Below are 25,733 nucleotides of genomic sequence, written 5' to 3'. Positions count from 1 at the left end.
ACGTTTGATCCGCAGATCACGCCACTGCGTAACAAGAAGGGAGTATTAGTTTTTCAACCCGGCTTTGGTACCAATCATGAAGACATCCATGGCATATCCGGTCAAATCGCTGTTTGGCGCCTGCGCCGTCGCGGGCGGTATCGCGCTGTCTTCCAATGCCTTTGCGGCCGACCCGCAATCATCAACGCAACCCAACGCCACACCCGTTGAGCAAGCGCGCCTTTCCGAGGCATTCGATGGCCCGGAAACGTGCCGCGAATTTGATGCGATCCAGCGATATGGCAACGAGCTTCGCTTTCAGATCCGGCGCAATGATTCCCCGGTAGGGAGCCATGTTGTCCAGTTCAATCAGGGGCGTGATGGCCTGCAGGTGGTTGCCCAAAGCAATATCGATATCAGCTTCTTGGGGTTTAACGCCTATAGCTTTGACTATCGATCCGAAAGCCTGTGGCAGGGTGACCGTCTGGCCGCCCTTTCCGTGCGGGTAGATGATGATGGCGACAAGACCGAGGTGGTCGCCAAACCTGATGCGCAGAGCACACTCGTTGTCAGTGGTCCGGAGGGGGATCAGGCATTGCCAAACGGGATTTTCCCGACGGATCACTGGCATTGCGGTGTGTTGGGCAGCAAAGCGGTCCTTAATACCATCACCGGCAAGTCAAACGCGGTCGATATCAGCGCGAACGAGCCAGAAACGCTGCAGACAACCAACGGCACGTTGCGCGCCACCCGTTTCACCTATGACGGAGAACTTGAAACCACTGCATGGTATGATGCCGACGGCCGCTGGGTCGGTCTTGCCTTCGAGGCACGCGACGGATCGCAGATCACATATCGTTGCATGAATTGCGCGACACAAACCGCGCAAAAGGATTAGGAATGAAAAAGCACTTCCAGACCATCTGGATTATCGGGGCGTCTTCAGGGATTGGTGCCGCATTGGCACGCAAACTCCATGAAAACCCGACATCCTCCGCGCAAAAAATCATCATTTCGGCCCGAAATTCCGACAAACTCGATGAACTTGCGGCTGAAATGCCGGGTTTAACCCCGGTTCCGGTCGATATTACCGATACAAATGCGGTGAATGGTGCGATTGCCAAGGTTGAAAAGCAGTTTGGCCTGCCTGACCTGGTTGTTTTGGCGGCTGGTATTTATTCCCCGATGAAGCTGAGTGCGTTTTCTGCGGCCACCATCCGCAGTCACGTCGATACCAATTACATGGGCATCGTCAATTGTCTGGAGCCGCTTTTGAACAAGATGCGCGCGCGCAAATCTGGCGAGATTGCCGTCATGGCATCGGTGGCAGGTTACCGCGGCCTGCCCAATGCCGCGGCCTATGGCCCGACAAAGGCCGCCCTGATCAATCTGTGTGAATCCCTGCATACCGAACTGAGCGGCAGTGGCGTTTTGTTGCGTGTGATCAATCCGGGGTTTGTTAATACACGGCTGACCGACAAGAACGATTTTGAAATGCCCTATCTGCTCGAACCGGAACAGGCCGCCGATTACATCTATCGCGGGCTTTGCGGCAGTGACAAATTCGAGATTGCCTTCCCGCCCCCATTTGTGCGGCAATTGAAGCTGACGCAAATTCTGCCTTATCCGATTTTCTTCAAACTGATGCGTAAGCTGCTTTGATCATGAACGACATCACCGACGCCAAGCGCCAGTTGCTGGCGACTTACGCAGACTATTACGAGAAACTGTCGCTTGAGACTGTTGATCAGTTAAAGGAACTGGTGACAGACGATTTCGTGTTTTGCGACCCGTTCACGACCGTCAGGGGTCCGGACGCCGTTTGTGCCTATCTGGCCAAGGCGTTTACCGATGCGGATCATCCGCGCTTTATCGTCACCCACCGTGCGATCGATCGGGATCGCGGATTTTTACGCTGGCGGTTTAGTGCGCGGGTAAAGGTGATCGGCAACTGGGAATTTACCGGCATGTCAGAGGTGACGTTTAACGACGATGGCACGCGCCTGGCATCGCATTTTGACCATTGGGATTCCGGCCAGAACTTTTATGCCAAAATCCCGGTACTGCGCTGGTTTATTCAGCGGCTTGCGCGACGCGTTGGGTCTTTGTGAAAAACAGCGTTACTTCGCCGATCTCAAAGCCCCATTTCTTGACCCTCGCCCGGTTGACCAGAACCCCATCTGGCTGCAGGAACATCCAGTCGTCGAACGTCACACGCCAGGCACCATCACCGACCTTAAGATCCATGTCATAAGACCAGTTCAGCGCATTGCCGTACTGACTGCCAATCGCCTTGCCAACGATGTCGTCCGCAAGCCCTTCATAGCTGTGTTCATCGGTTTTGCTGATTTTCCAGACACGGCGGTCTGTTTCGCCGTCGTCATAGATAAAGTCTTCTTCAAGTGTCAGAACACCATCTTCAACGGTTCCCGTTATTTCGACGGTGAACTGACGACGCAGGGTTCCGAAACGATCTTCGAAAATTCCCCAAGCCCGGCTGTCGCCTTCGAAATAGTCAAACACGTCGAAGCGGGGTTCTTTTTGCGCAAAATCCTGCGGTTTCATCGACCCACATCCGGCTAATAGTACCAAAACACACAGCGCCATGAAGTTCCGCAGCATCGATTTTCTCCTGTCCTGACAATCCCAAGATCAATCATTGCGGCGTGAAAGGCGCCGACGAATGGCAACCTGATGCGTGCTGTCCAACGGAAAGCGCCACATCATCCCGATTGCTCCTGCCTTCAATACGATGGGGATCACCGCATAGATCAAAACCAGCACAACCAATGCGCCAGTTTTTTCGTCTCCGCCGTCGGTCAGGCCAAATGCCCCCAATATCGGGAAGGCAATCCCGGCGGCAAGCGCCATGGCAAGCTTGTTGGTCATGTTCCAAAGGGCAAATAAAAGGCCGGTGCGCCGCACCCCAAACCGGTAACGATCCCAGTCATCGACATCGGCCTGAATGGCGGGTGGCAAAGCCAGATCCGCGCCCAGTGCCGCCCCGGTAACAAGGCATATGACCGCAAAGGCACCGAAATCCCCGGCATCAAGGATCGGCACAAAGGCGAAGGCGGCAATCGCCATCACCATGGCAAAACACCAGACGCGGTGCTTGCCAATGCGGCCGGCCATCACAACCCAAAGCGGAATGGCAATGATCGCCGCGGCGAAATAAAGCAGGATCAGGATATTCTCGCTGTCCTGATCAAGTTCGAGGTAATAGCGCACAAATAACGGAAAACACACGGCCGGCAGTCCGGCCGCCAGACCGTTGATCATCCATGCCGCAAGCAAGCGCATGAAAAGACCATTGTCACGCAGGCTTCGGGCGCCAAGGCGCAAAGTTGCCCAAAGGTTTCCTCTGCCAAAGCTCGTTCGGCTTGTGCGTTTATGTTGCGCAACCGGATCGGGCACCTTCCAGACCAGAAGGGCAACAAATACAGCCCCCAGTGTCAGTGTCACGGTGGCAAGGGTTTGAATTTCGGCTGCGCGATCCGGCGCATTAATCAGCACCGGAATGGCACCGGCCAATACAATCCCGATCAAGCCCGCCCCTTCACGAAGGGCGGTAAGCGTTGTGCGTTTTTTGTAATCGCCCGAAAGATCCGCCCCCCAGGCAAGATAGGGCACCTGAAACATCGTCCAGCCCAGAAACAGCACACTTGCCCAGATGAGGAGATATATCGCGCTCGGTTGGGATGGCGGGCTGAACAAATACCAAAGCCCGATACCGGCAATCACCGCCCCGGCACCGGTCCAGATTTTGCGATTGCCCGTCTTGTCGGAAAGCCAGCCAACCACGGGGTCGGTCAGCATATCGATCATGCGGACCAGCAACAAAACAACACCCGTGATCGCCAATCCAATGCCAAGGTCATCGCCATAATAGCTTGGCAACAATACATAGGCCGGAATGGTCGGTACGGCTGCTGCCATCGCCGGTAGCGCATAGAGAACCGAAATACGGGTGGGGTATTCAGCCTGTCGCATTTTCGCGATGTTCGATCACGAACAGCCCGACATCGATGGAGCCCTGATCAAATCCGGTTTCGCAGTAGGCAAGGTAGTATTCCCACATACGTTTGAAACGCAGATCAAATCCCTGCTTGGCAATGCCATCCCAGGCATGCTGGAAGCTGCGCTGCCATTCGGCCAGTGTGCGGGCATAGGATTTGCCGAAGAATTCCGAATGACGCAGTTCAAGCCCGGCGGTATTAACCGCCGCCGACAGCGCAGTTGGCGAGGGCAACATGCCGCCCGGGAAGATGTAGCGTTGAATGAAATCCGCCCCGCGGCGATAGGTTTCAAACCGGTCATCATCAATCGTGATGATTTGCAACACCGCCTTGCCGCCCGGTTTCAAGCGTTTGCGGATCATCTCGAAATAGGTTGGCCAGTGTTCTTCACCGACCGCCTCGAACATTTCGATCGAGACAATCTTGTCGTACTGGCCTTCTTCATGACGGTAATCGCGCAGAACGATATCGGTGCGGTCGCTAAGTCCCTGCATCAAAAGGCGTTCGCGTGCGAAAGCGTGCTGTTCATTCGACAGGGTCAGACCGGTGACATTGCAACGATACTTGCCGGCTGCAAGTTCGGCAAAGCCGCCCCAGCCGCATCCGACTTCCAGCACATCTTCACCTGATTTCAGGTCGGCAAGTTCGCAAATACGTTCATATTTTGCAGATTGCGCCGCATCCAGAGTCATGTCGGGCGAGCTATACAGGCCCGATGAATAGGTCATGCTGGGATCAAGCCATGCGCGATAGAAATCATTGCCGAGGTCATAGTGATAGGCGATGTTGCGCTTTGATCCCTCAAGCGTATTGGCATTACGCAGATGTCCGATCCGCGCCACCGTACGTGCCAGAAATCCTGCGGCCAGACGGGCCCGCACGATCGTTTCATTGTGCATGGCAAAGTGCATCAGATGCGTCAGATCAGGGCTGCTCCAACTGCCATCCATATAGGCCTCGGCAAAGGCAACATCCCCACCCGTGGCCAGTTTGCGGATCGCCTGCCAGTCATGGATGTGGATGGCCGCGCGCAGATTGGTTTCATGTTCGCCGGAAAAATGCAGGGTGTCGTTGTCGGGCAAAACAATGGTCAAACGACCGTAATGTAGATGCGCCAGAACGCGCTTGAGCATCGCCTTTAGAAGGCTGCGGCTGCCGGTCATGCTGCCCAGCATCGGCAGAATGCGGTCACGCAGTGAAAAGGCGGAAACGGATGCATTACGATTGCTGTTTGGCATTGTTTTTATCTCTTCCCTGATTGGGCCGCTGCTGTCCCGGCTTCCAGCACATAGGTTACAGGCTGTTCTGGCGGTGCTGGTCGTTTATGGAATGTCATACCTTTGCGCCAAAGATGGAGCGCCTCCCAGTGGATACCTGCCACGACCTTCAGGGTCATCAGCGGGTATCGAATGAAGGCTCCTAAAAGTTTACGGTCGGAAAGTTCGGTTCGATCACCGACAAAGGCAGCATTCAAAAACAGACCTTTTGCGTCGGTTTCGCGAATGGCAACCGCGACATTTTCATCGGGCATGCGAATGCGGAAATGATAGTCCGCGACCATGTCGATAAAGGGTGAGACGTAAAAACCCTTCGCACAGGACTGGCGCAGCACGTTCTTGTCATCCAGCGCGCCTTCGCTGACCGGGATCAGGTAACTGTGCCGATCTCCGAAGGTGTTTGATACCTCGTACAGAACCGCGCCCACCGATCCATTGGCACGATGGCAGAAATAAACCGAGAGCGGATTGAACACAAAACCAAGCAAGCGCGGATAGCACAACAGCCGGATCTTGTCCGCGCAATCACCAAGCCCGTGATCACTCAGAATTGCTTCCAACCGGGTGCGCAAATCGGTGGCACCCCCGTCGGCGTGATCGCGGTCATGGAATGAAAACAGGTTAAAGCGATTGCGACTGAACAGTTTCAGCTTGGCGGCAAGACCATCAATCTCGTCGAGATCAAGCAGGAAGGAAAACACCCGATAGCGCAGTTTGTGCTTTTTCGGACGCAAACGATGATGCGTGACCACCCCTTCAAACAGGGCCGATGCCGGTTTTGTCGCAACAGGACGTGTCATGCAGCCTCGCTTGATTGCGAACGGGCTGTTTCGCCAACATGGATACGGCCGCTTTCATTCTCGACATTCCACGGGCGTCGCACATTGCCAAGGGCCTCGGCAACCGCAAGACCGGACTGAATACCATCTTCATGGAAGCCATAGCCAAAGTAACTGCCGCAGTACCAAAGGTTATCCACCCCCTGGATCGACCACAGTTCCTTTTGTGCTGCCATTGCGCCCGCATCAAACAGCGGATGATCATACAGGAAGGATCTGATGACACTGCCTTCTGCCGGATGGCGTGGCGGGTTCAAGGTCACGAAAAGCGGCTGCCCCGGATCAAGATGCTGCAGACGGTTCATCCAGTAGGTGACACAGACTTTCTGTTCGCCGTCATGATCTTCGGCCAGATAGTTCCAGCTTGACCAGACCTTCTCGGTCTTTGGCATCAGGCTGGCGTCATTGTGCAGGATCGCCAGATTGCGTTCGTATTTGAACGCCGAAAGCAGTTCTGCAGTACGCGGGTCGGGTGTTTCCTGCAATGCCAGCGCCTGATCACCATGGCAGGCCAGAACGACATGATCATATTCTTCACGCTTGCCATAGCGGTCCTCGACAAACGCGCCACCAGATGCGGTCTTGCCGACCTTGGCAATGGCGCGGTCAAGAACCACACCGCCGGAAATCTGTGCCGTCATGCGTTTCACATATTCGCGTGATCCGCCAACCACGGTGCGCCATTGCGGACGGTCCTTGATCTGCAACAGGCCGTGGTTCTGGCAAAACCGCACGAACGCCGCCAGCGGATAGGCCATCATGGTATCAACCGGTGTTGACCAGATGGCCGCCCCCATCGGCAGCAGATGATCATTGATAAAGGCTTTGGAATAGCCATTGTCGCGCAGGTAATCGCCAAGGCTTATATGCTCAGCCGTGCCGTCTTCAAGGGCGGCCGGGGCTTCGCGATAGAACCGCAGGATATCGCGGACCATTTTCCAGAAGCGCGGACGGAACAGGTTGCGTTTCTGGGCAAACAGGGCCGAAAGATCACCACCTCCATATTCCAGACCGCCTTCATCCATCGAGGCAGCAAAGGACATGTCTGTCGGGGTTGTTTCAATGCCCAGATGATCAAACAGGGCACACAGGTTGGGGTAGCATCGGGTGTTATAGACAATGAAACCGGTATCGACCGGCGTTTGCCCGGCATCGACCGTGTTGGAATGACCGCCTGCGCGATCATCCTTTTCATAAAGCGTCACGTTGTGTGACTGGCTCAGCAGCCAGGCAGCAGACAAGCCCGATATCCCAGACCCGACAACGGCGATATTGAGTTTTCCCGGGGTGACAATGTTCATATCGGCGCGGCCCGCTTGCTGTTACTGTGTGACATTATTTATATGAGTACGCGAATCTGTAATTCGCGGATCACTCGGATTATTTTGGATTTGTTTGCCTGAACAGATTGTAAGTGTCTGGTAGGAAACATACATTTTTATTTGATCCGAATGAACGTGGCCGACGTAGGAATTGCATGATGAACACAATTCTGGCGCGGCCCCAACAGGGACCTGAAACAAAAATGAGCGGCACCACACCACGACGCACCGGGCCAGCCGATCCGGTCGAAGCGAAAAGATGTGCCGATTGGATTGTTTCCGTCGCAGCGACACGCGACCGGGAAGCATTTGCGCGATTGTTTGCGCATTTTGCCCCGCGCGTGAAAGCTTACATGTTCCGGTTTGGCGGTAATCCCGAGACCGCCGAGGAAATGGCACAGGAAGCAATGATGCAGGTATGGCGCAAAGCGCACCTGTTTGATCCTGCGAAGGCAGCCGCCAGTACGTGGATTTTTACCATCGCCAGGAACCTTCGGATTGACCGGTTCCGGCAACGCAAACATATCGAGGTAGATGATTCCGACCCGACTTTGATTGTTGACGAAGATCCGCTGGCAGATGACCTAGTCAATCGTGACCAGGAGGCCGTCCTTGTCAAAGCCGCAATGGAAGAATTACCCGCCGACCAAAAGGTAGTTGTAGAATTGTCGTTTTTCGAAGATTGCTCACACAGTGAAATTGCCGAGCGTCTTGATATCCCGCTGGGAACTGTGAAGTCCCGTTTGCGGCTTGCGCTTGGCAAGTTGCGTGGCGGACTGGAAGGTGTCGCATGAACATTAAGCATCATCCAACCGATCAGACATTGATGGAATATGCCAGTGGTTCGCTGTCGCAAGCGATGGAGCTTCTGGTGGCAACCCACATGACCGTGTGTCCGCATTGCCGTGACAAGGTCAGTGGGTACGAAACCATGGGCGGTGCCGCGCTTGAAACCACGAATAGCATGTCGATGGCGGATCATTCGCTTGATCACGTCATGGCGATGCTTGAACTTGAAACAGCGAACGAAAACATCGTTGCGCAAGAACGGCCGTCATTGCGTCGTGTTGCGGTCGGTGAAAGCATTACCGGCAGTGCCATGAGCGCCCTGCCAAGGCCGCTTGCCGATTTGCTGCCTGACGATGTGATGTCGCTTGATGATATTCCGTGGAAATCGCTTGCACCGGGTGTGAAGCATTTCCAGTTGAAATCCATCGAAAGCAAGGGCACCGTGCGCCTGATGAAGATCGCGCCGGGTGTTTCGATCCCCGATCACGGGCACCATGGACATGAAATGACCCTGTTGATCAAAGGATCCTATATCGACGAGATCGGCCGGTTCCGGGCCGGTGACGTGGCAGACCTTGATGATGACGTTGATCATCAACCGATTGCTGATACCGCCGAGGAATGCATCTGCTTGATCGCAACCGATGCGCCGATGAAGTTCAATCGTCTGCTGCCGAAATTGCTGCAGCCGTTCTTTGGCATCTGATACCTGTTACCAATGCGTCCCAACGCATCGAGGCCCCGCTGGCATCACGCCTTCGGGGCCTCTTTTCTTTGCAGCGGGTCTATGCGGCGGGCACCAGCCATCGCATCTGATGGTTTGCGGGCCCCGGTAGTTTGCAGGTTTTCGCAAGCCAGTTTCCGATATCGCCCAGTTGCTGATCAAACTGCCACGGCGGATTGATGACCAGAAGGCCGGTACCGCGCATGCGGCCCTTGGCCCCACCCTGATCAGTGGCAAGTTCGGCACATAGAACACCACCCGATGCCTTGATCGCGGCAAACGATTTGCGAAGGTCGGCATCAAACCCGTCCAACAGGATCGGGTACCACAGCATGAAAGTCGCCGTTGGCCATTTTTCCCAGGCTTCGCGGATTGCCGTGGCGGCCTTTTGATAATCCTGTTTCACATCATAGCTTGGATCCATCAGAACCAGTCCGCGACGAATGGCGGGCGGCATCATCGCAACAACACCCTCATAGCCATCGCGTTTGTGCAGATGAATGCGCGCATCACGTTTGACCCGGTGATGAAGCATTTCATGTTCACGCGGATGAAGTTCCATCAGGACCAGTTCATCATCTTCGCGCAGCATATCGCGGATGATAAATGGTGATCCCGGGTAAAACGGACCTTGGTAACCATCGCCTTCGCGTACCCCATAATCACGGCCCCTGGCCACCGGATCAAACGCGGCGACATAGTTTAAGAATTGCTGCAGCGTTTCGGGTGCATTGGCACCGTCCTTGGCGCGCGCATAACCGTCTTTCCACTCGCCGGTTTTGGCGGCCTGTTCACTGCCAAGGTCATACCAGCCCGATCCGGCATGGGTATCAATCACACAGAAAGGTTTTTTCTTTTTGCGCAAATGTTCAAGGATCAGCCAAAGGGCGGCATGCTTGTGCATGTCGGCAAAATTCCCGGCATGAAAGCCGTGCAGGTAACTCAGCATGGCGGCTATCCTTTCTTTGGGCGCGAACGGTGGCGTGCAGGTTTATACCCGCCCTTGCGTCGTGGACTTTTGCCCGCCTTTACGCCTTCACGCGCGATATTGGCTTTGTCGTCGGCATTGGGCGCATTGGTAACATCGGGCAACTGATTACGGCGCGGCGGCTTGGCCGATCCGGGGGATAGCCTTCTATGGGTGGCAGGCGGTGCATCGACCTCGATCACCTTCCATTCGCCGGGCGCCAAACCATCGAGCGTCCAGTCCCCGATGGCATGCCGGATCAATCGCAAAGTCGGAAACCCGACGGCGGCGGTCATGCGGCGTATCTGGCGATTTTTGCCCTCGGTAATGGTCAGTTCGATCCAGCTTGTCGGGATCGCCTTGCGATAGCGCACCGGCGGATCCCGTTCCCAAAGCCCGGCCGGTTCATCAATCCGCCGGGCCTTGGCGGGCAGGGTCATACCGTCTTTAAGCTCTACCCCGCGGCGCAGGGCATCAAGTGCGGCGTCAGTGGGTTCGTCATCGACCTGAACCAGATAGGTTTTGGGTTTCTTGAACTTCGGATGGGCGATCTGGGCGTTCAGCGGCCCGTTATCGGTCAGAAGCAACAAACCCTCGCTATCGCGATCAAGCCTGCCAGCGGCATAAACGCCGGGCAGATCGATATAGTCGGCCAAGGTCGCCCGACCGTTTTCACGGTCGGTGAACTGGGTCAAAACGCCATAGGGTTTGTTAAACAGGATCAGTTGCGCCATGGCGCGCATAAAACCAGCTTTGACGAGGCTGTCAACTCAGTTCAACCCCTAATCGCGGATGAGATATTCCATGGTGGTGACCACGCGCACGGTCTTGTTGATCTGGTTGGCTTCCATCATGTTGGGGGCGCCATCGGCGGCCAGTATCTGAAACAGGCCCTGTGTCGCGCGACGAATACCGCCAAGTTCACCACCGGAATCCGCGGCAAATTGCTGGGCTGCTTCGCGGGCATTGGCGGTGGCGGCCGCGATCATTTCCGGTTTGATATCGTTAAGACCGGTGAACAGGTAACTCGGCCCGGGGTTATAGCCCTGCCCGCCCAGAACAACACCACCCTGCAACAATTTGCCGATATCCTGGGATGCGGCAGCCACCGCATCAACATCATCGGTGCGGACCTGAATGGTCTGATTGACGATATAGCGGCTTTCAATCGGTCCGGACCGATAGGACTGGGCAAGCTGATCGGTTACCTGAAGGTTTTGCAGCTCGGTCGCTTCGCGTCCTATGCCGTGGCTGGCAAGAAATTCAAACAATGTGTTTGTATCAGCATCAATCTTGGCCTGTGCATTTTGCAGCACATCATCAGTCGCAACATAGGTAATCGGCCAGACGGCCTTGTCGGCCTTTACATCGCGTTCGGCCAGTCCCTTGACCGTGACATAGCGATCAAGGGCACGCATGTTCTCAATGCCTGTCCCGACCAGCCAGCCCGATGCGGCCAGCCCCCCGGCGACAACGATTGCCGCGACAACTTTGGCAAATCCCGATGATTGCGACATGATGCAGTTCCCCTGTCCAGTTTCGGGCGATATCGCAAACATGATATCACACTGTATGATTTTCATTGTATTGCGCTGAAAAGCGGCGATTGCGGGGCAGCTTGTGATAGGAACTGCCAAGACCCGCAGTGTGAAATCGAAATGCATTGAATGCATTCAAAAACTATCGCATTCACCATTCGGGCGTGGTAAAACCCGGCCCAATCAATCATGCCAAATGCCACAAGAGGTCAACCATGCTGCGTTCTGAAATCAATGCCTGCATCGAGCATGCCAAGGAACTTTATGCATCCATCGCGTTCAAACTGCCGGAATGGGCGCATTACAGCCCGGCACAATGGGAAGCTGAACCTGATCTGGCAAAATGGTGCCGCAACCATCAGATGGGCTGGGATGTCACCGATTACGGCGAAGGCAATTTTGAAAAGCGCGGCCTGATCCTGTTTTGCCTGCGCAACGGCATCCTGCGCCAGCCGGGCGAAGTGCCCTATGCCGAAAAAATCATGATCGTTGGCGAAAATCAGGAATGCCCGTGGCATTACCACAAGGTCAAAATGGAAGACATCATTGTACGTGGCGGCGGCAACCTGGTGATCGAGCTGTGCAACCTGACCGAAGACGGCCAGATGGACCGCGAAAACGAAGTTCGCGTGCGCACCGACGGCAAACTCAACATCCTGCCCGCAGGTGGCAAGGTTGTTCTGGAACCGGGTCAAAGTGTGACCCTGCCGCGTACGCTGATCCACCGCTTCTATGGCGAAGAGGGCAAGGGTCCGGTGATCGTGGGTGAAGTGTCGCAGGTCAATGACGATCTGACCGATAACTACTTCTTTGATTGCGATGCGCGCTTTACCAAGATTGAAGAAGACGTCGCACCGATCCACCCGTTGTGGAACGAACTGCCAAGCAGCTAAGCGACTGCACATACCCGGATATCAAAAAGCCCTGCAGCAATCCTGCAGGGCTTTTTCGTATGTGACTTATATTTCCCGGGTTACTCGGCTGGCGGCAGGTCTTCCTTTTTGCCGAGAATCTGGGTGAATTCCGGCATGTCGCGGAGCGGTTCGAATTCTTCCTCGACCCAGGCGGGCTGGCGCATGGTATCAGACAATTCAACAGCACGTTGCAGGTCGGCAAGGGCTGCTTCCTTGAAACCAAGGCCGGCATTGGCACAGGCACGCTGATAGTACCCGTTGGCGTTTTCGGGGGCCTCCGCCAATAGCCGATTACAAAGACTTAGTGCCCAGTCACGATCCCCGAGCTGCAAAGCAGCATCCGCCTTATAGGCCATGACTTCCGGATCACCCGGTGCGAGTTCGAGGATCTTGTCATAGGTTTCGATCTTTGCCCGCGGATTGCTGAGCTGGTTGGCTTGCAGCCACAGGGCATGGATGGTCTGGGTGCGTTCGATCTCGTGCTGATGTTCGTTGATCAGTTTGGATTTCAACAGCAATTCGTTTTCAAGCGAGGTGAGCCGCCCTTCGAATTCCTGCGACAAACGTTGCAGTTCGGTATTGGCCAGATTGCGCACGCTTGACTTCAATTCGCGCAGAGACTGCCATCCCAGCATGGTCAAAAGCGCACCGACGGCCGCCACGAAATAGAAGAAGTAAGTCACGGTGTTCGATGAATAGGAAATAGCCTTGTCGATGGCCTCAAGCTGCCGGTTAACGACCTCGCGCAGCAATTCGGCACGCATGCCTTGCATTTCGGTACGAAGGTTTTTCAACTCATCAAGCACATAGCGTTCCATCAGAGGTGGCATGTTGGACCGTTCCTCGGCAGACAGGGGACGATAGTCGATCGATGGAACATCGGTCGTGCTGTCTGTGACCTGGCCATTGACCGTCGTCTGGTCTGTTGAACCGCTGGTCTGGGCGTTTGCAACGTCACCTGACAAAACAAAGCCCAACGCCACCACGACAGCAGCCATCAAAGCCGATAGTTTCTGCATCTTTTTATCCCGTTTTCTTTTCCGGATCGAAGCCGTTTCCTGACAAAGGCAGACTAGGGTCCACACTCATTCAAATAATCGTCCCGGTCACCCGGATTTGTGCGGATACGCGAAGCAAAACCGCAGGAAGATATGTATCTTTCAAGGTTTTGCGACAAAGTGGCCCGTGCAAATCCGGGTGATCCAAAGGACAATTGATATGAGAGAAAGCCTCTGCGTCAAATCCCTTGACCGGGGGGCACCCCGATCTGCGGGCTTTTCCTTGCCATTTCTCTCATATCAATTGCCGGGTCGGTCATTTGAATGAGCTTGGACCCTAGGGCTTAGACGTGAACAAACCAATAAAACTACAACCGCTGCGCTCTGTACGCGCATGTGGGAAAGCTGATATACTGCGTGTGCGAAATGCGCGGCCCAGACTTAAAGAAGTGCCTTTACATCCGACGATATCACTCCTTCAGGTTCCCAGGAATGCCTCAGCAAGAACAATACCGGCAGCGGTCATACGCGCTGTCGCGCGAAGCGCTGGAATTGATCAATGAATTGGGTTTGAGTGCAAACCCGATCAATTATGCTGTGTTCTTTGCCTATGTCGAAAAATCAAACGATGACCTTGTTGCGCTGATTGATATTCTGCGCGGCAACAAGCGTGCGCTGGATGATGTCAAATGCCACGAGCTTTATCAGCGGTTTATCGAACCCAGTCGGGCAGAGCTTCTGCGTGAAACCATGTCCCATGAGCTGCAACGGCAGGTTTCCGATCTGATTGATCGACTGGCAAAAGGCAAGGACGTCATCAGCACTGCCGATCTGCGGGATGCTGCCCACGATCTTTTGGGGATGGAAAACCGGGCCAACGCACAACAAGGCGCAAAAGGCGTGAACGATGCCGATCCGGCACCGGTCGAAGTCACCCAGTTGCTTCTTGATCTTGAGGAAATGAAACGCGAAGCCCACACAGACGGGCTTACCGGGATTGCAAACCGCAAGGCCTTTGACGAAAGCCTCCGCGATGCAGCAATGACAACGATGGAACGGGGGGAGCCCCTGAGCATCCTTCTGATCGACATTGATCATTTCAAACGGGTCAACGACAAACATGGTCATCAAGCTGGCGACCAAGTCATCAGGACATTGGCCAAGACCCTGCAGCAGAATGTCAAGGGACGCGACACCACCGCGCGCTATGGCGGTGAGGAGTTTGCCGTCGTCCTTCCGGCCACGACGCTTGCGGACGCTATGCGGGTCGCGGAAAACATTCGCGCATCAATCGAGGCTCTTCATCTGAGAAGTTTTAATCGCAACGAAGATCTGGGCCGGATCACGGCATCTGTCGGGGTTGCGACGTATCAGCTGGGTGAACCCCTGACCCGCGTGATAGATCGTGCCGACCAGGCGCTTTATCTTGCCAAGGCGAATGGTCGAAACTGTGTGATGAACCAGAATGATCTTCTGATCCAGCCGATCAATCGCGCAGAAAGCGCATAAGCGTCCCCCATCACAATTGACCTATTTTATCATGTGAAATCAAAAATCCCCCGGATTACGGGGGATTTGATGATTTAAATCAAACCTTTCGCATATGCGTTTGCATAGGATGTTGCCGAAACTTATGGCGACATAATTCTACTGCAGGCAATTGATGAGCGCGTACGGGTTTAATCACAGAACAGCTCAACAGCACAGCAACGCTGCGAACAAACTGATGGCAGAGTTGGGTGTGGTTTCGCATCCGGACAATTTCCAGCTGTTTTTTACCTATGTCGCGCATACGAACTTCGATCTTTGCCGCACGATCGACATTCTGCGCAGCAACCATCGCGAATTTGATGAAGCACAGTGCGAAGAACTCCATACCCGTTTCTTCAGCGACAAGCGCGAAAACGAAATCATCGAACGCATTTCAAACGACTTGCGCGCGCAGTTGGGCAGCATCCTTGATACTGTTAACAAGGTCGGCGTCGACACACGGAAATACAAAAAGGCGCTTGATCATTTCTGCTCCTATGTCGGGGACAAGAACCGCAACCTCAGCAATCTTGAACAGGCACTTCATACCCTTCTGGGCGCCACCCGCGAGATGGAGGGCGTCAATCGCAACCTTGAAAGCCGGTTGACGAACAGTTCGTCGGAAATCAACCGTCTGCGCGAAGATATGGAAAATCTGAAACGCGAAGCCATGACCGACGGGCTGACCGGCATTGCCAATCGCAAGGCATTCGATATGCAACTGCGCGGTGGCATGATGCATGCCATGGAAGACGGTCAGCCGCTTTGCCTTTTGCTTCTTGATATTGATCACTTCAAAAAGTTCAACGACACCTATGGTCATCAGGTCGGTGATCAGGTGATCCGGTTGATGGCAGAATCGCTGAAACGCAATATCAAAGGCCAGGATACTGCCGCCCGTTATGGCGGCGAGGAATTCGCAATCATCCTGCCAAGCACGTCGCTTGGCAATGCCGTGTTGTTTGGCAACAAGCTGCGTCAATATATCGAAAGCCACAAGGTCGTGACCAAAAGCGGCAAGACGATCATCAGCAAGGCGACGGCGTCAATCGGGGTGGCTGAATTCCGGCCCGGCGAACCGGCCGCCAAATTGATCGAACGGGCCGACAGGGCACTTTACTTCGCCAAGGAAAACGGCCGCAATCAGGTTGCAAGCGAACAACAGATTGAACAATCCAAAACCGCCGGCAAACGCGGGGACCTAAAACCCCCGAGTTCCAGAGGCATCGCCGCCGAGTAGGTATTTGCGCCACTGGCACTGACAAGGCCACGTTTTCCACGTATAAGCAGGTCCGAAATTCACATGAATGGATCTGACGGGCTTGAAAAAGATTGATGTTCTTGTCATCGGGGCGGGTGCGGCCGGCCTGATGTGCGCGATTGAAGCAGGAAAACGCGGAAGAACCGTTGTGGTGGTTGATCATTCGACCAAACCGGCGGAAAAAATTCGCATTTCCGGTGGTGGGCGCTGCAACTTTACCAATATCCACACCAGCCCGGAAAACTTCATTTCCGAAAACAAGCGGTTCTGTGTTTCAGCGCTTAAACGCTATACGCAGCAAGATTTCATTGATCTGGTGAACCGGCACAATATCGCCTGGCATGAAAAGACACTCGGCCAGCTTTTCTGCGATGAATCGTCCTTTCAGATCATCGATATGTTGCTTGATGAATGCAATGCCGCCGATGTGACGATCAAGCTTAATACCGAGATTTCAAACATCATCAAACGCGACGATGGCGGCTTTGATGTCACCACGCGCACTGGCGCGCAATGGACCTGTTCATCACTGGTTGTCGCATGTGGCGGCCTGTCGATCCCGAAAATCGGTGCTACCGGCTTTGGCTATCAGATCGCACGTCAGTTCGGCATTAATGTCATTCCGACCCGTGCCGCACTTGTGCCGTTTGTTTTTGATCCGGATTTGCGTGCGCGTACTGGCGAACTTTCGGGCATTTCCGTTGATGCCGTTGTTCAATGTAACAAAAAGCAATTCCGCGAAGGTTTGCTGTTCACCCACCGAGGTCTCTCCGGCCCGTCGATCTTGCAGATTTCATCCTATTGGAACGAGGGCGACAGCATTACGGTGAACCTTAACCCGGAAGAAGATGCGTTCGATCTTTTGAAAACGGCCAAGGGTGAAAACCCGAAACAGGCGGTGCACACGGTTCTGTCACGCATATTGCCAAATCGCCTTGCCCAGATGATTGCCGCCACCCATGGCCTTGATCGCCCGATTGGCGAAACCGGTGACAAGGCACTGCGCAAATTGGCGATGGATGTCAATCAATGGGCCCTGACACCAAGCGGGACTGAGGGGTATCGCACGGCCGAGGTCACGGTTGGCGGTGTCGACACCAATGCCCTTTCGTCGAAAACAATGGAAGCACGTGACGTACCCGGCCTTTATTTCATTGGCGAAGTGGTTGATGTCACGGGCCATCTTGGCGGCTTCAATTTCCAGTGGGCATGGTCATCGGGCTGGTCTGCCGGACAGGTGGTTTAAACTGCCCTTCCCAACCCGCCTGATGCACTGATTGAATTCAGTGCGGGAACAAACAAGAAAACCAATCGTTTGAGTTGTAAGCGCGGTACAGATACCGCAGCAACAAATGTGAGGTTGGAACATGCTTGAATATGGTGGAATTATCGGACTTCTCGTCCTGATTGCCGATATCTGGGCAATCGTGAATATCATGGGCAGCGGTGCAAGCACCGGTGCAAAAGTATTGTGGACAGTACTTGTTGTTGTCCTGCCGGTTCTTGGCCTGATTATCTGGTTCTTTGCTGGCCCGCGCAGCGGACGCGCGACAGCTTAAAACCGGTTAAATCATTTCCCTCAATGACGAAAAAGGCCGACAGGAAACTGTCGGCCTTTTTTCGTGGTTCTAAACACCCGCAGCAAAAATCACTGCACCACCAAGTGCAACCATGCCGATCCTCTGCCAGACAGGTCTGGGCGCGATCAGGCCATATGAAATGGCCGTCAAACCCACCGCGACCTTAAGCCCGGCGATGATCGCCCAAACCGGATCACTGCCAAGTTCGATCAGCGTGCTGTTGGCGATCATTGCCAGTGGCACGATATAAAGCCCGATGCCAAGCGCCATCGCCGTTCCGGCGACCTTGAGCCAGTTTTCCTCGACCATGCCCGCGGCAATGAACACCGCCCCGCAAACCGGCGGCGTAATCGTCGATAAAAGCGCAAACCAGAACACAAACAGATGCGCCTGAAGCGGTTCAAGCCCGAGCTCTATCAACGCGGGCCCGGCAACCGAAACACAAATCACATAGGCCGCCGTGGTCGGGACTTCCATCCCTAGGATCAGACAAGCCAGTGCCGTCAGCAAAAGAGCCGGCCACAACATGCCACCCGATCCGGAAATCAGAAGCGAGGTGATCTTCACACCAAGTCCGGTCAGGCCGAGAACCCCGATCACGATCGACGCGCACAAGATGATCGAACCGATCATTGCCACCTGACGTCCGGCATTAAGGCAAACATCGGCAAACCGTTGTTTGCTGCGCAGCAAATCAACCGTCAGATCCGCATCAAGCAACAGCAAAGCTGCCCCGGCCAGAAGCGCCAGACAGGCGGCATATTGTGGTGTGTAACCACCGCCAAACATGCCCCAAAGCAAAATGGTAAATGGCACCAGGAAGAAGGCCGATGTGATTACGACCGACCGCAGGTTCGGGCGATCTTCGTTTGGCACGCCGGGAAGATCATAGCGCATGGCAAAGGCATTGATGCCAACCCAGACGGCAAGGAAGTAAAGGACAGCCGGCAAGATGGCCGCGACCATGATGTCGACATAAGGCTTGCCGGTAAGTTCCACCATGACAAACGCCCCTGCCCCCATCAGTGGTGGCATGATCTGCCCGCCACTGGATGCTACGGCCTCAACCGCAGCCGCCAGACGTTTGGGGTAACCAAGCTTGGTCATGGCAGGCAGGGTAATCGCCCCGGTCGAGGCCACGTTGGCCGATGCAGACCCCGATATCGAGCCAAACAGCGCGGATGATACAACAGAAACCTTTGCCGCCCCGCCCTTAAGCCGACCGGCGGCGGCACCTGCGACATTCATAAAGCCCTGACCGGCCTCGCCGCCATTCAAAACCGCCCCGAAAATAACGAAGATCGCGACGATATTGACCGACACGCCCGTCAGGCTGCCCCAAAGGCCGCCCTCGGCGATGGTCAGGGTGCCCAGCATACTTTCAACTGGCAGCCCGGCATGGCCAAACTCGCCCGGAATATGTTGCCCGAACAGCGCATAGAGCAGTGCAATTGCCGCCACCGTCGGCAACGGCCAGCCGATTGCCCGACGTGCCATTTCAAGCACAATCAGTAATAACGCCGCTGCCAGCATGATCTGGCTATTGCCCATCAGGAAACCGTATTGATCGCCAAGCGTCTGATGATTGGCAACGATCCAACCGCACGCAATCAGACCAATCAGCGTCAGGACGATGCCAGAGATTTTCTGTGCACGGGTTTTGGCAACAAAGATCAGCGCCCAAGGCAGGGCAAGCGCCATGTGGATCGGGCGGCTAACAAGATTGGGAACCAATCCTGAAAAAATCAGCCACAGGTGAAAGGCAATTGAAACGGCGCCAAGGGCGATCCAGAAGGGACGAGTGGTGGCTGACATAATCTAAATGGCTTGTTTGACAAGAAACGGCCCGGCAAAACTGCCGGGCCTTGAACATGTTATCTGATCAGCACTTAGCGCTGATCGTCGCGGATGGAAAACCCGACTTCGTCATAGTAACGCAGCGCACCGGGATGCATTTTGCCCGTGATGTTGGCAAGCATTTCCGGGCTGACACCGTTCCACCATGAAGAGCTTTCACCCATTTTCGCCTTCTGCTCCCAGAAGGTTTTGGTCAGCGCATAAGCCGTATCGGCATCCATTTGGGTGGTGGCAAAGGCAACAACCGAAAGCGATGCAGTGGTGATGTCTTCTTCCTGACCGTTATAGGTCCCGGCCGGGATGACGGTTTTGTCACGCTTGGTCTCGGCAAGCTGATCTTCGGACAGCGACAGAACAATGACGTCGGTTCCTGCCGCGGCCTCGATCACGTTCGGGGCAGGCCAGGAACCAGCGGTCACAAAGCCATCAATCTGACCGTTTTTAAGGGCGGCCACCGCATTGGACAGTTCGGCATCGGCCAGATCGACCTTGCCTTCAAGACCAAACAGCTGAAGGTATTTTTCACCTTCACGCGCGCCAAAGGATCCCTTGCCAAGCAGAATGGTCTTGCCTTCGAGATCGGCAAAGCTGGTCGCACCGGAATCAGCACGCATCACGAAATGCATGGTCAGCGACGGGATCGGGAACAGGGCGCGGACTTCGGCAAACTTTTCGGTCGGACGTCCGTCGAACGGGCCTTTGCCGTTCTGTGCCAGGCTTACGAGACCGGGCGGGGAGGTGAAGACATAATTGCCCGGACGTACCATGGCTTCCATGACGTTCTGAACCGAACCCTGGCTTTCCTCGACCGTGACGATGATATCGCCATCGGTACCGGTTTTCATCGCCTCGGCAAACTGGGCGGCCATCTGGTAATAGGATGACGCGGCCTTGGCCGATTTCAGGGTGACGCGGGTTTCAGCCTGCGCGGCATTCGCCACGGACAAGGCCATCATACCGGCGGCAATCACACCGAGTGTGCGCAAAATTTTCAAGGTTTCCTCCCCTTGTATGGTCGGTTCATCAGTTGGCTTGAATGCCGATTATCATCAATGAACCTGAAGTCTGGTGGCGAAACGCAAAATCCAACCCCGGATCGCGGGAATTTTGGCAAATTGCGTCTGATTTCGGTCCATAGAAAGCATCAACACCCCCAAGGTCAAGCTGCTTGTGCGATTTTCACCGAACAAAGCCTGCTTTGGCGCCAAGTAAAGCCGCTTTACACATATCAGTTGCGCGAAACCGGCACTATGCGCGTGGGCCAAGCAGGATTAAAGAAGGTTCATAATTTTTGCGGAACTTCTTGTGCGCCGTGGTGTTAAACACAAAATGCACTATTCCCCTTGTGTGCCAAGGGCTTGTAAGGATTGACACGGTCGATCCCCTTGCCGCAGGGTGCCTGCCTGATTGAAACTCAAACGAGGATGCCATGCCGCGTTCGCCGGTCGCCCTTATTATTGCACTGTCTGCAACGCTGTTCGCCGCGTTTGCGCTAAATAGTGGGGCATCTCTGCAATCATCGCTGCTTGCACTGCGTGCATCCGCCGAGGGATTTGCGCCGGTCTATACCGGTATCATCATGGCATCCTATTATATCGGGTTCGTTGCCGGCATCATCTGGGGGGCGAGCCTTGTCAACCGGGTCGGCCACATCCGGACGTTTGCCGCACTGGCATCGGCCGCATCGGCCATCACACTTTTACATGCCGTTCTGGTTGATCCGATTACCTGGTCGCTGTTTCGCATCATGACCGGCTTGTGTGTTTCGGGCCTGTATCTGGTGATTGAAAGCTGGCTGAATGCGCAAGCGGACAATACATCGCGCGGTGGGACGATTGCGATTTACATGACGGTTTCGCTTGGCGGGCTGGCGATTGGTCAGCTGTTGCTCAATGGTGCCCCGGTCAGCAGTTTCGAGCTGTTTACGGTGGCCTCTGTGCTGCTGTCGCTGTCGCTTGTTCCGCTTGCCCTGACCCGTCAGCCACCGCCGTCGGCGGTCAGCGGTGAACGCATGACATTCCGCCGCCTTTACAAGATTTCCCCGCTGGGCTTCGTTGCCGCATCGGGTGCAGGCGTGCTTTCTGGGGCGGTTTATGGCGTCGGGCCAGTCTTTGCCGCCGACCTCGGACTTGCGACCAATGAAATCGCCTATTTCATGTTCTTCGTCATTCTGGGCGGCATGATCATGCAATTTCCGATCGGCAAGATTTCGGACATGGTGCCGCGCCAATATGTGATGATTTTCGTTCTGACCGGGCTTGCGATCTGTGGATTTTTCCCGCTGGTTGCGCCGGATCTTGTCCGCGACAATCTAACAGTCTGGGGCGGGATCACGGGCGTGTTCATCATGCCGGTTTACGGCCTGGCTGTGGCCTATGTGAATGACTACCTTGAGCCCGAGGACATCGTTCCTGCGTCAGGTGGTCTTCTGATCATTTATGGTGGGTCTGCTGCGTTTGGTCCAATTCTGGGATCCAGTGCAATCGGTTATTTCGGCCCGTGGGCCTTGCCTGTACTGTTTTCAATCGTTGGCATTTGCGTTGCGAGCTTTGCCACGTACCGCGCTGGCTTTGGCCGTCGTATCTCGATCGAGGAACAGGGTCAGTTCGTTGCCGTACCGCGCACAACGCCAATGGCGTTTGAGCTGTCACCGATTACCGACGACATCAGTCTCAATGACGAAGACGACAGCACAGAGCCAGATAGTGAAACAAAACCAATGGACCCGCATGATCTGCAAGATGTGCTGACCCCCGACGGCACGGCACATCCCGACGACATCGGACAGGTACCGCCGGCAGACACGGACGGCACGACGGATCCGAATGAAGACAAGAAGATGTGAACGTCTGTCGATTGAGGCAGAATGATCAGGCTTCCATAATGCGGAAAACATCCCGCAATTTTGAAACCGGCTGTGGACCCGGGCCTGCTTCAACCCATATGTTGTGAACCAACGATAAGCGAGTTGCCTTTGCCGCGCTTTGTGTGTTCGTCGGCAAAGCCATATTAATCGCCCGAAACAGTTCCAAGTCTGGTGAGAGAAAACATGACCCAACGCATCCAAGAAGGTGGACTTCAGATTGCAAAAGTGCTGCACGATCTGGTGGCCAACGAAGTCATTCCGGGAACCGGGATCAGTTCCGATCAGTTCTGGGCATCCTTTGAAAAGCTCGTCACTGAACTTGGACCACGCAACAAGGCGCTGCTGGCAAAGCGAGACGAATTGCAGGCCAAGATCGACCACTGGCATCTGTCGCGTCAGGATCAGCCACGCGACCCGGCCGCCTACAAGGAATTCCTGACCGAGATCGGTTATCTGCTGCCCGAAGGCGATGATTTCTATATCACCACCACCCATGTCGATCCGGAGATTGGCCGGGTGGCAGGTCCGCAGCTTGTCGTGCCGGTGATGAACGCGCGCTATGCGCTGAATGCCGCCAATGCACGCTGGGGCAGCCTTTATGATGCGCTGTATGGCACCGATGTCATCGACGAAGCCGACGGCAAGGAAAAGACCAAGTCATTCAATCCGAAACGCGGTGCTGCGGTTGTGGCTTATGCCGCGAACTTCCTTGATGAAGCCGCCCCGCTTGCAACCGGCAAACATGCCGATGCCACGAAATATGAAGTGCGCGAAGACGCATCTGGCTGGTGGACGCTGGTTGTCACCCTTTCGGATGGCAGCGAAACCGCACTTGAGCTGCCATCCCAGTTCATCGGGTACAACGAAAAGGACGGCAAGCTGACCGATGTCTTGCTGCGCCGTCACAGCCTGCATATCGAAATCCATATCGATCCGACGCATCCGATTGGCAAGGAACATGCCGCGGGTGTGTGCGATGTCATTCTGGAATCTGCGGTCAGTACCATTCAGGATTGCGAAGATTCGATTGCTGCCGTGGATGCCGAGGACAAGACCGTTGCCTATCGCAACTGGCTAGGCCTGATGAAAGGCACGCTTGAAGAAAAGTTCGAAAAAGGCGGCAAGACGATCACCCGTCGTCTGAACCCGGACCGGACCTATCAGGGCTTTGACGGGACTGAAGTTGTCCTGCCGGGCCGCAGCCTGATGCTGATCCGTAATGTTGGTCACCTGATGACCACGGATGCGGTGCTTGATGCCAATGGCGACGAAGTCCCGGAAGGCTTCCTTGATGCCATGGTCACCAGCCTGATCGCCAAGCATGATGTGATTGGCAATAGCGAACTTTCGAACTCCCGCCATGGCAGCGTCTATATCGTGAAGCCGAAAATGCACGGCCCCGAAGAAGTCACGCTGACCAACGATCTGTTTGCCTTTGTCGAGAAGGCGATTGATCTGCCGGAACATACCCTTAAGGTCGGCATCATGGATGAGGAACGCCGCACGACGGTCAACCTCAAGGAATGCATCCGTGCTGCCAAGGACCGTGTGGTCTTTATCAATACCGGCTTCCTTGACCGTACCGGTGATGAAATCCATACCAGCATGGAAGCTGGCCCGATGGTCCGCAAGGAAGCGATGAAAGACCAGTACTGGATCGCGGCCTATGAAAACTGGAACGTTGATATCGGTCTTGAATGCGGCATGAAGGGCGTTGCCCAGATCGGCAAGGGCATGTGGGCCAAACCGGACCGGATGGCCGAAATGATGGAAGCCAAGATCGGCCATCCCAAGGCCGGCGCGAAATGCGCCTGGGTCCCGTCACCGACCGCAGCAACCCTGCATGCCATCCACTATCATCAGGTTGATGTCCGTGCGGTTCAGGACGAGATTGGCAAACGCGAACGCGCAAGCCTTGATGACATTCTGGCGATCCCGCGTCTGGGTGACATCAAACCGATGCCAAGCGAAATCCAGGAAGAGCTTGATAACAATGCCCAGGGCATTCTGGGTTATGTTGTGCGCTGGATCGATAGCGGGATCGGCTGTTCCAAGGTGCCAGACATCAACGATGTCGGCCTGATGGAAGACCGAGCGACGCTGCGTATTTCAAGCCAACATATCGCCAACTGGCTCCATCATGGCCTGTGCAGCGAAGAACAGGTGACGGAAACCATGAAGCGGATGGCCGCCGTCGTCGACAAACAGAATGCCGGTGACCCGACCTATCGCAACATGGCCCCGAACTTTGATGACAGCATCGCCTTTGCGGCGGCCTGTGATCTGGTCTTCAAGGGCCGCGAACAGCCAAACGGCTACACTGAACCGGTCCTGCATGCGCGCCGTCGCGAAGCCAAGGCAAAATACGGTTCGTAATCGCGACACCGCATATCAAACACACACAAAACAAAAGCCGCCCGACACATTCGGGCGGCTTTTATGTTGCAAGAAATGCTGCAGCATGAACTGCAACATTTTAAACGGGATCAGTTTCCCAGCGTCATGATTTCATAGCCCTTTTCGGTGACAACAAGGGTGTGCTCGTACTGCACGGTTGCGTCACCGGTATCGGCATACAGCGTCCAGCCATCTTCGCTATCAAGGGCCCATTTCGCGCCACGTGACAGAAACGGTTCGATGGTAATCACCTGCCCCTTTTTAAGGGCACGGCGTTCCTTGGGGTCATCCCAGGTCGGGATGGTGTGGGGATGTTCATGCAGCGACTTGCCAATGCCGTGGCTGGCAAGATTGCGGATCAGGGTATAGCCACCCTTGCGGGCGAACATTTCGATCTTAAGCCCGATCTCGCGGATCGGCGCCTTGTCACGCACCACCTTGATGCCCGCCCACATCGCTTTCTTGCCGTCTTCGCACAGCTTTGCAATTTCGGGCTTTGCCGTGCCGCAGATGAAGCTGGCACCGGTATCGGAAAAATAGCCATCAAGCGATGCCGAAACATCGATATTGACCAGATCACCATCAGCCAGAACCTGATCACCGGGAATACCATGCGCAACCGCATCATTCACACTGATGCAGGTCGCACCGGGGAACTTGTATTCGCTTTCCGGTGCTGAAACCGCACCGGCATCCTCAAGAACCTTGCGGCCGATATCATCAAGCTCGGCAGTTGTAATCCCCGGGACAATAGCCGCCCCCATGACATCGCGCGCACGGGCACAGATCCGCCCGATCTTGCGCAATTGTTCGAGTTCTTTTTCGGATGAAATTGTCATGAAATGCTTATTGCGATGCCCTGAGACAAAGTCAAGA

At 54.9% G+C, this 25,733-nt stretch carries 25 protein-coding genes; 13 read left to right on the top strand and 12 right to left on the bottom strand.

Going from position 1 to position 25,733, the window contains the following annotated elements:
* The first annotated feature begins 76 nt into the window (after positions 1-76).
* The 3 genes from TH2_RS07115 to TH2_RS07105 are packed head-to-tail and all read left to right on the top strand — an operon-like array spanning position 77 to position 2,090.
* Positions 77-877: a DUF6134 family protein gene (locus tag TH2_RS07115; protein ID WP_157193921.1), complete on the top strand. Its 801-nt coding sequence runs from the start codon at positions 77-79 to the stop codon at positions 875-877.
* A 2-nt stretch (positions 878-879) separates the two neighbouring features.
* On the top strand, positions 880-1,641 hold the full coding sequence (locus tag TH2_RS07110) for an SDR family NAD(P)-dependent oxidoreductase (protein WP_008889731.1): 762 nt from the start codon (positions 880-882) through the stop codon (positions 1,639-1,641).
* A 2-nt stretch (positions 1,642-1,643) separates the two neighbouring features.
* Positions 1,644-2,090: a nuclear transport factor 2 family protein gene (locus tag TH2_RS07105; protein WP_008889730.1), complete on the top strand. Its 447-nt coding sequence runs from the start codon at positions 1,644-1,646 to the stop codon at positions 2,088-2,090.
* Here the strand turns inward: TH2_RS07105 and TH2_RS07100 are convergent.
* The 5 genes from TH2_RS07100 to TH2_RS07080 form a co-directional block, all read right to left on the bottom strand.
* Positions 2,053-2,544 (bottom strand): DUF3833 domain-containing protein, encoded by a 492-nt coding sequence (locus tag TH2_RS07100; protein ID WP_008889729.1) that lies wholly within the window; start codon positions 2,542-2,544, stop codon positions 2,053-2,055. The genes TH2_RS07105 and TH2_RS07100 overlap by 38 nt on opposite strands.
* 87 nt (positions 2,545-2,631) lie before the next feature.
* The gene (locus TH2_RS07095) at positions 2,632-3,972 is read right to left on the bottom strand and encodes an MFS transporter (RefSeq protein ID WP_008889728.1); all 1,341 of its coding nucleotides are present in this window, start codon (positions 3,970-3,972) and stop codon (positions 2,632-2,634) included.
* A complete protein-coding gene (locus TH2_RS07090; protein ID WP_008889727.1) occupies positions 3,959-5,236 on the bottom strand; it encodes an SAM-dependent methyltransferase in 1,278 nt (425 codons plus the stop codon). The genes TH2_RS07095 and TH2_RS07090 overlap by 14 nt, the downstream gene beginning before the upstream one ends.
* 5 nt (positions 5,237-5,241) lie before the next feature.
* On the bottom strand, positions 5,242-6,075 hold the full coding sequence (locus TH2_RS07085) for a DUF1365 domain-containing protein (protein WP_008889726.1): 834 nt from the start codon (positions 6,073-6,075) through the stop codon (positions 5,242-5,244).
* Positions 6,072-7,415 carry an NAD(P)/FAD-dependent oxidoreductase gene (locus tag TH2_RS07080; protein ID WP_008889725.1) on the bottom strand — a complete coding sequence of 448 codons (1,344 nt, stop codon included), beginning with the start codon at positions 7,413-7,415 and terminating at the stop codon, positions 6,072-6,074. Before TH2_RS07080 ends, TH2_RS07085 begins: the two co-directional genes overlap by 4 nt.
* A 224-nt stretch (positions 7,416-7,639) precedes the next feature.
* Between TH2_RS07080 and TH2_RS07075 the strand changes: the two genes are divergently transcribed.
* Together TH2_RS07075 and TH2_RS07070 are read left to right on the top strand one after the other, a co-directional pair.
* Entirely contained in the window at positions 7,640-8,230 is a 591-nt protein-coding gene (locus TH2_RS07075; RefSeq protein WP_040823148.1) for a sigma-70 family RNA polymerase sigma factor, read from the top strand.
* Positions 8,227-8,931, top strand: a complete 705-nt coding sequence (locus TH2_RS07070) for a ChrR family anti-sigma-E factor (protein ID WP_008889723.1) — start codon at positions 8,227-8,229, stop codon at positions 8,929-8,931. Before TH2_RS07075 ends, TH2_RS07070 begins: the two co-directional genes overlap by 4 nt.
* Positions 8,932-9,010: 79 nt before the next feature.
* On the opposite strand, the gene TH2_RS07065 is transcribed toward TH2_RS07070, so the two are convergent.
* The 3 genes from TH2_RS07065 to TH2_RS07055 are packed head-to-tail and all read right to left on the bottom strand — an operon-like array spanning position 9,011 to position 11,433.
* Positions 9,011-9,898 (bottom strand): 23S rRNA (adenine(2030)-N(6))-methyltransferase RlmJ, encoded by an 888-nt coding sequence (locus TH2_RS07065; RefSeq protein ID WP_008889722.1) that lies wholly within the window; start codon positions 9,896-9,898, stop codon positions 9,011-9,013.
* A gap of 5 nt (positions 9,899-9,903) precedes the next feature.
* Positions 9,904-10,650 (bottom strand): rRNA large subunit pseudouridine synthase E, encoded by a 747-nt coding sequence (locus TH2_RS07060; protein WP_081579289.1) that lies wholly within the window; start codon positions 10,648-10,650, stop codon positions 9,904-9,906.
* A gap of 48 nt (positions 10,651-10,698) precedes the next feature.
* A complete protein-coding gene (locus TH2_RS07055; protein ID WP_008889720.1) occupies positions 10,699-11,433 on the bottom strand; it encodes an SIMPL domain-containing protein in 735 nt (244 codons plus the stop codon).
* Positions 11,434-11,669: 236 nt separating this feature from the next.
* On the opposite strand from TH2_RS07055, the gene TH2_RS07050 reads away from it, so the two are divergent.
* Complete coding sequence (locus tag TH2_RS07050) at positions 11,670-12,347, top strand: D-lyxose/D-mannose family sugar isomerase (RefSeq protein WP_008889719.1); 678 nt, start codon at positions 11,670-11,672, stop codon at positions 12,345-12,347.
* 80 nt (positions 12,348-12,427) lie between these two features.
* On the opposite strand, the gene TH2_RS07045 is transcribed toward TH2_RS07050, so the two are convergent.
* Positions 12,428-13,387, bottom strand: a complete 960-nt coding sequence (locus TH2_RS07045; RefSeq protein WP_008889718.1) for a TPR end-of-group domain-containing protein — start codon at positions 13,385-13,387, stop codon at positions 12,428-12,430.
* 471 nt (positions 13,388-13,858) lie between these two features.
* Here TH2_RS07045 and TH2_RS07040 point away from each other — a divergent pair, with 471 nt between their 5' ends.
* The 4 genes from TH2_RS07040 to TH2_RS07025 all read left to right on the top strand — a co-directional run bounded on the left by TH2_RS07040 (position 13,859) and on the right by TH2_RS07025 (position 17,716).
* Entirely contained in the window at positions 13,859-14,875 is a 1,017-nt protein-coding gene (locus TH2_RS07040) for a GGDEF domain-containing protein (protein ID WP_008889717.1), read from the top strand.
* 217 nt (positions 14,876-15,092) lie between these two features.
* Positions 15,093-16,136: a GGDEF domain-containing protein gene (locus tag TH2_RS07035; protein ID WP_008889716.1), complete on the top strand. Its 1,044-nt coding sequence runs from the start codon at positions 15,093-15,095 to the stop codon at positions 16,134-16,136.
* A 67-nt stretch (positions 16,137-16,203) separates the two neighbouring features.
* Positions 16,204-17,403, top strand: coding sequence for a BaiN/RdsA family NAD(P)/FAD-dependent oxidoreductase (locus TH2_RS07030; RefSeq protein ID WP_008889715.1), 1,200 nt, complete (start codon positions 16,204-16,206; stop codon positions 17,401-17,403).
* A 121-nt stretch (positions 17,404-17,524) separates the two neighbouring features.
* Entirely contained in the window at positions 17,525-17,716 is a 192-nt protein-coding gene (locus TH2_RS07025) for a PLDc N-terminal domain-containing protein (protein WP_008889714.1), read from the top strand.
* A gap of 69 nt (positions 17,717-17,785) precedes the next feature.
* Here TH2_RS07025 and TH2_RS07020 read toward each other — a convergent pair whose 3' ends face one another.
* Positions 17,786-19,552, bottom strand: coding sequence for a TRAP transporter permease (locus tag TH2_RS07020; protein WP_008889713.1), 1,767 nt, complete (start codon positions 19,550-19,552; stop codon positions 17,786-17,788).
* Positions 19,553-19,626: 74 nt separating this feature from the next.
* On the bottom strand, positions 19,627-20,589 hold the full coding sequence (locus TH2_RS07015; protein WP_008889712.1) for a TAXI family TRAP transporter solute-binding subunit: 963 nt from the start codon (positions 20,587-20,589) through the stop codon (positions 19,627-19,629).
* 57 nt (positions 20,590-20,646) lie between these two features.
* Here TH2_RS07015 and TH2_RS21240 point away from each other — a divergent pair, with 57 nt between their 5' ends.
* From TH2_RS21240 to TH2_RS07005, 3 genes are all read left to right on the top strand, one after another.
* Positions 20,647-20,916, top strand: coding sequence for a hypothetical protein (locus tag TH2_RS21240; protein ID WP_157193917.1), 270 nt, complete (start codon positions 20,647-20,649; stop codon positions 20,914-20,916).
* A gap of 107 nt (positions 20,917-21,023) precedes the next feature.
* Complete coding sequence (locus TH2_RS07010) at positions 21,024-22,439, top strand: MFS transporter (protein ID WP_008889711.1); 1,416 nt, start codon at positions 21,024-21,026, stop codon at positions 22,437-22,439.
* A gap of 204 nt (positions 22,440-22,643) precedes the next feature.
* Positions 22,644-24,836, top strand: a complete 2,193-nt coding sequence (locus TH2_RS07005) for a malate synthase G (RefSeq protein ID WP_008889710.1) — start codon at positions 22,644-22,646, stop codon at positions 24,834-24,836.
* Between the two features lie 110 nt (positions 24,837-24,946).
* Here TH2_RS07005 and map read toward each other — a convergent pair whose 3' ends face one another.
* Positions 24,947-25,696, bottom strand: coding sequence for a type I methionyl aminopeptidase (gene map / locus TH2_RS07000; protein ID WP_008889709.1), 750 nt, complete (start codon positions 25,694-25,696; stop codon positions 24,947-24,949).
* Positions 25,697-25,733: the final 37 nt, after the last annotated feature.

Origin of the sequence: Thalassospira profundimaris WP0211, assembly GCF_000300275.1 — a bacterium.
Lineage (GTDB): Bacteria > Pseudomonadota > Alphaproteobacteria > Rhodospirillales > Thalassospiraceae > Thalassospira > Thalassospira profundimaris.
The sequence above is the reverse complement of the archived record's forward strand: the minus strand, read 5'-3'. Positions and strand labels throughout refer to the sequence as shown.